General features: G+C 38.2%; 4 protein-coding genes and 2 pseudogenes. 2 read left to right on the top strand and 4 right to left on the bottom strand.

Annotated features, from left to right (window positions below; all coding sequences use genetic code 11):
* Positions 1 to 923, bottom strand: a 923-nt coding sequence (locus QVB70_RS14150; RefSeq protein WP_287587510.1) for a hypothetical protein, incomplete at its 3' end; no start/stop codon positions are given.
* Between the two features lie 128 nt (positions 924 to 1,051).
* Entirely contained in the window at positions 1,052 to 1,339 is a 288-nt protein-coding gene (locus tag QVB70_RS14145) for a MoaD/ThiS family protein (protein WP_287587507.1), read from the bottom strand.
* Positions 1,340 to 2,194: 855 nt separating this feature from the next.
* Here QVB70_RS14145 and QVB70_RS18590 point away from each other — a divergent pair.
* A pseudogene (locus QVB70_RS18590) lies at positions 2,195 to 2,620 on the top strand (lipocalin-like domain-containing protein).
* On the opposite strand, the gene QVB70_RS14140 reads toward QVB70_RS18590, so the two are convergent.
* Together QVB70_RS14140 and QVB70_RS14135 are read right to left on the bottom strand one after the other, a co-directional pair.
* Positions 2,570 to 2,722 (bottom strand): hypothetical protein, encoded by a 153-nt coding sequence (locus QVB70_RS14140; protein ID WP_287587505.1) that lies wholly within the window; start codon positions 2,720 to 2,722, stop codon positions 2,570 to 2,572. The pseudogene QVB70_RS18590 and the gene QVB70_RS14140 overlap by 51 nt on opposite strands.
* 53 nt (positions 2,723 to 2,775) lie before the next feature.
* A complete protein-coding gene (locus QVB70_RS14135) occupies positions 2,776 to 4,368 on the bottom strand; it encodes a site-specific DNA-methyltransferase (protein ID WP_287587503.1) in 1,593 nt (530 codons plus the stop codon).
* 173 nt (positions 4,369 to 4,541) lie between these two features.
* Here QVB70_RS14135 and QVB70_RS14130 point away from each other — a divergent pair.
* Positions 4,542 to 4,806: pseudogene (locus QVB70_RS14130) on the top strand (1-pyrroline-5-carboxylate dehydrogenase); the annotation flags it as partial.

Genomic DNA, 4,806 nt, shown 5'->3' with positions numbered 1-4,806 from the left:
GCCTCCGACCTTTCACTCACCTTTATTCCCTGCAACTCCAACCGTTTCAGCAATTGCCGAAATTGATACTGCGGCAGTTGGCGGATCTTCCGCGTAGCCTTCTTGTTGTAACTCCAAAACTTTCCCGTATTGAGATGTCCCACCACTACCTCCGCATCATAATGTCGTGCCAGATTGCCGATCTTGTTCACCAATTTATTCAACAGACAGTCGCGCTTTCCCCATCGGGTATGCTGTGTCTCGTGATGGTTGAACTTTCCTATCGCTACAAGCATATCATCGCTTTTGTTCATCACTGCGAAATCAGTATGTCCTGCGTTTATATCTAAAGACATCACCCGCGAGGACTCCCGAAGCATACAGGATAGTTTGATGCTGATGCGCAGGTCGTAGCCCCGGTCAAAGTTGCGTCGCTTAATCTGCACGGTATAAGAGTTTGAACCGTCCAGATACCTACCATATTTGTCGAGGTATTTCTGCGGGATTAAAATCCTCACAAATATCCACTTTTTATTCTTATCGTGGCAACAGGTATTGATACGCAGTTGCATGGTGTCAAGGTCGATTCTGAGGTTAAGGTTGCCATTCTTAGACCGCTCCCCACGTGAAAGCAGGATCGCATTTCGGCGTTTTTTATATTCTTCTTTGGTGATTTTGCCGTTCTCGCGCAACCGCTGGTTCTTCAAGCCGCCAAAGGTGGTATTGCAGGGTAAATTATTGATGGAGTAATAAGCGTCCTTAATATATCTAGCGTTGAGTTTAATATCTTGTTGAAGAATAGTTTCGATACAGGATGTCGTCAAGCCTTTGCGTTTCATGGAAAAAGCGCGCCTACGGGCGTTACCGAAACGTTTCATAAGGTCGTCCAATAACGCACTATCATCTAAGGTGATGATCGCCCCAGGAATGGTTATCGCGCCCATTAAGACACCCTGTATAATCTTGCTACGAGATCCTTTTTTAAAGCATCGAAGTCCGTCTTAAAGGGACTATCAGCGTAAAACAAAGAATACATGCCCAAATATATGAAGTTTTATGAAGTTTAATTAAACTAATGATAATTGTTCCCACCACCTACTGGGGGTAAGATTGCCAAAGTATCATTTTCTTCAAGGAATACATCATGATTTTTCGCTGCATTTCCATTAATCATGAGCATAATATGACTAGCAATTTGATCTGCCTTAAACACGTATTCTCTAAATTCAGGTCCATATTTCTCTGCCAATAGATTCATAAAATCGATTAATTTGATCTTATCATTTACGCTTATCTCGGCTTTTGGTGTTTTGACTATCTCTCTGATACGTGCAAAGAATTTCACTTTTATAGTTGACATCTGATTCACTCTTATTGCATTGCGATTACGTGATCTTTAAAGAATTCTATCGGAAAGAATTTTAATTTAACGTTCGACACATTATAATGAAGAATACTCGGTTTATTATATTCGTGCTTATGATTCAAAGCAATATCTGAATCACAATATGAATCCAAAGAATAGTTAAGAATTTTCATGTGAGTATTATGGCAGAGCCCTCCGAAGATGATTCAAAAACAAGAAATTTCACCATGAAGCTCGAGCACTTGTTGAGTGACAAGAGACTGAAAACAATAGTTCCACTAGTCACATTAGTGCTCTTTGCTGTTATTATTTATCAGCAATTAATTATGTTGGCTAGAATGTCACAGTTCCTTTTTTGGTTCATAATCATTGATATTTTAGTTGTGATAGGGTTAGCCTTACCATTCCTTGAGAAACATATCCAAAAAGTTTTGAAAAGATGACGGAAATCATCCATCGCTAAATAATTAGTTTGTTGAGCAAAATTAGTCTTATTAGAATTAAAAACACTCTTTTTGATAAGAATTATGATTTGTTAAAACTACATAATACATATAATTTGGTATACAATGTATGCATCAACTAGATCTGCGAATTTCTCAAACTCAATTCCATCTGAAGTCCATTTAATTCCATCGCGAGTGATATTGTAAGGAACTTTGTGAGTGTCTCATAAAAGGTATCATTGGGGTATATGTTTTGTATAGTGCTTCATATCGACGTTTACGGATATTATATTTTACCGCGAATTGACGTTTATTTTACCTTTTTATTTTTTGAAAATTCAATTATTAATGTTTAAATTACTGCATTTGTATAACAAATATTAAAATTGAAATAGGTGAGAGAATGACACAAAACCCTTTTGTCGGGACTTGGAGACTCATATCATTGGAATATAGAAGAGCGGATGGCCAAGTTAGCTACCCATTCGGCCGAGACTTTGTTGGGTATATCATGTATAATGAGGACGGATATATGTCCGTAGCCATCATGAGTGGTAACCGTCCCAAATTTGCTTCTGGCGACTTCCGGGGAGGAACAACTGAAGAGAAGGTAGCAGCCGCCGATACCTATGTCTCCTATTGAGGAAAGTATAAAGTTCAAGGAGACAAAGTCATTCATAACATTGAAGTCAGTTTCTTTCCTAACTGGAGTGGTGTGGATCAGTTCCGTTTCTTTGAATTTGAAGAGGATAGATTATCATTAAGTACACCCCCTTTTCTAGCGGCCAGCATACAGCAGACTGCCCATCTGATCTGGGAGCGCGTCTGAACGATCTGTGAAACTTGCGTGTGTCGCCATTGTAAAACATTTGAGTTCTGAATCTCGTGAGTTCTTTTGTTTAGGAAACATGAGTTGCGTTAAACGTATCATTCATGCAACTCAACGTCTATGGATTTATCATTATTCCTCCCAAAATTGGCAACTTAAAGAGATATAATTTCGATTTGTTCTTGAAATCTTTTCTTCATCAATTCTAAGAACTGAGGAACCAATTCTATTAATATTGCTTTTCTCCCCAGTTTAATAGCTACTTCTCCCACAGTTCCAGAGCCAGCAAATGGATCTAACACGACTCCTCCTAAGGGACAACCTGCTTTCATCGCAGTTTCGACCAATTTGGTAGGAAAAATCGAGAAATGCGCTTCAGGATACTGTTCAAGCATTATCTCCCAGACATCACCTGGATTTTTTCCCTCCTCGTGGGGTTTAACAGTTTGAAGGACGGCTACTTTCTCAGTTACTAACTTTTCATAAATATCATCAAATTTTAATAACTTTTTAAGACGTTTCCAGTCTGTAGGTCGTGGTATAGAACCTCCTTTTCCCCACCATCCAAAATCAAGTCTAAACCAGTGCCCTGCTGTATGGGCATATCCCAATTTTTTATCTATATCTCCGATGGTAATCCCCGTATAGTTCTTCCAATATCTTAGATATTTTGCGATGAGCAGTTGAGGAACATCCCATCTACGTTTTATCGTCAAATATTCGCCCTCAATAGCAAGCCGACCTGCTGGCGAAGCCATAGTGGTTTTTTTCATATTTGCCTTCAAAAATTTGCTGCTTTTTGGACTTTTTGTAATATACTTTTTTGCGTCAGTATTAGGATCAACTAGTTCCTGAATTTTAGCTTTCGATTTAGTCGTATTTTCAAGTTCGGGTGTCGGAAAAGTTTCTGAACTCTCACAGAGGAGTGATTTAAATTCTGGGCATACCATTTCTCCGAGATTTGCAAATGAGAGTCTTATATTCCAACAATTGATAACTTCCCCACATTTAGGACAATTGAAATTCACTGATTCTGGATAATTTTTCATTGTTTTACCAAAGGGTATCCACTCTTGAGTGTTATTCTCCCATATAACTAGAACTTCAGTAGGATCGTCTGATATATAGCGGACACCAATCACTTTTCCTTCTGCACTCTTTCGCATTGAGAGGGAATCAATAACCTTTGCCCCAATCAATTCTTCAGGCAGGATTTTCAGTAAATTTTCATAATCATTAAATGTCTTAGCCTTTTGGGAGACTTGTTCAAGATTGAAATAGTGAACGTCCTTCCCTTCTGATCTAATGAAGTATAGGACCGGCTCATATACATCATTGAATCTATCTCTTGCAGGTGTGGGCATAGCGTTTGGTTTGAACCAGATAAGTTTATTTTTTAACATAAAACCTCTTTTTTTCATCTCCAGCGCTATCATTTCCGGGATTAAAATAAATTCTCCGTTAAGATACTTATACCCAACATTAAGGAAGATTGTGCCCGTTTTCTTCAGTTTAGGTGCTAAGATCTCGAATACTGAAGCAATTTCATTAACATAATCTTCTGGAGTTTCCTCTCTACCCACCTGATCGGGATGGGCATAATCTCTTTGCATCCAATAGGGCGGAGAGGTGATGATACAATCTACAAAATTTTCTGGTAAAGCCTTGGCGACTTTCTTAACGTCTCCCAATATAGCCTTGGGAGTCCAAACACCGTCCAATCTATTAAACTTCTCGATGTTATTCATAAATTAATCCTCTCAATGAATTCGCAAGAATTGCTTTAATTAAGATAAAAGATTGGATTTTTTGCATGATTTTTTGATGGTATCAAAAATTTGAATAGTTCTAAATGCCCTAGTAAACAATATCTCTGTCCAAGAAACTATTTGATTTGTCAAATAAATATAGGGGGTCTTACATGTTAGGTTCTTTTAAAGTACCAAAACCGGTTAATGAACCAGTTTTTAGTTATGGTCCAGGAACACCTGAACGCGAAGTTCTGAAGAAAAAAATTCAGGAACTTAGGAGCAAAGAAGTAGAAATTCCTTTAATTATAGGCGGAAAGCGAATAAAGACTGATAAATTAGGAGAGATTCGAGTTCCCCATGATCATCAACATCTCTTAGGGCGATATCATCAGGCAGGTGAGCAAGAGATCAAACAAGTTATAGAAACGGCTATAG

Source organism: Candidatus Borrarchaeum sp. (assembly GCF_019058535.1).
Taxonomy (GTDB): domain Archaea; phylum Asgardarchaeota; class Sifarchaeia; order Borrarchaeales; family Borrarchaeaceae; genus Borrarchaeum; species Borrarchaeum weybense.
This window is presented reverse-complemented; position numbering and strand designations above follow the sequence as displayed.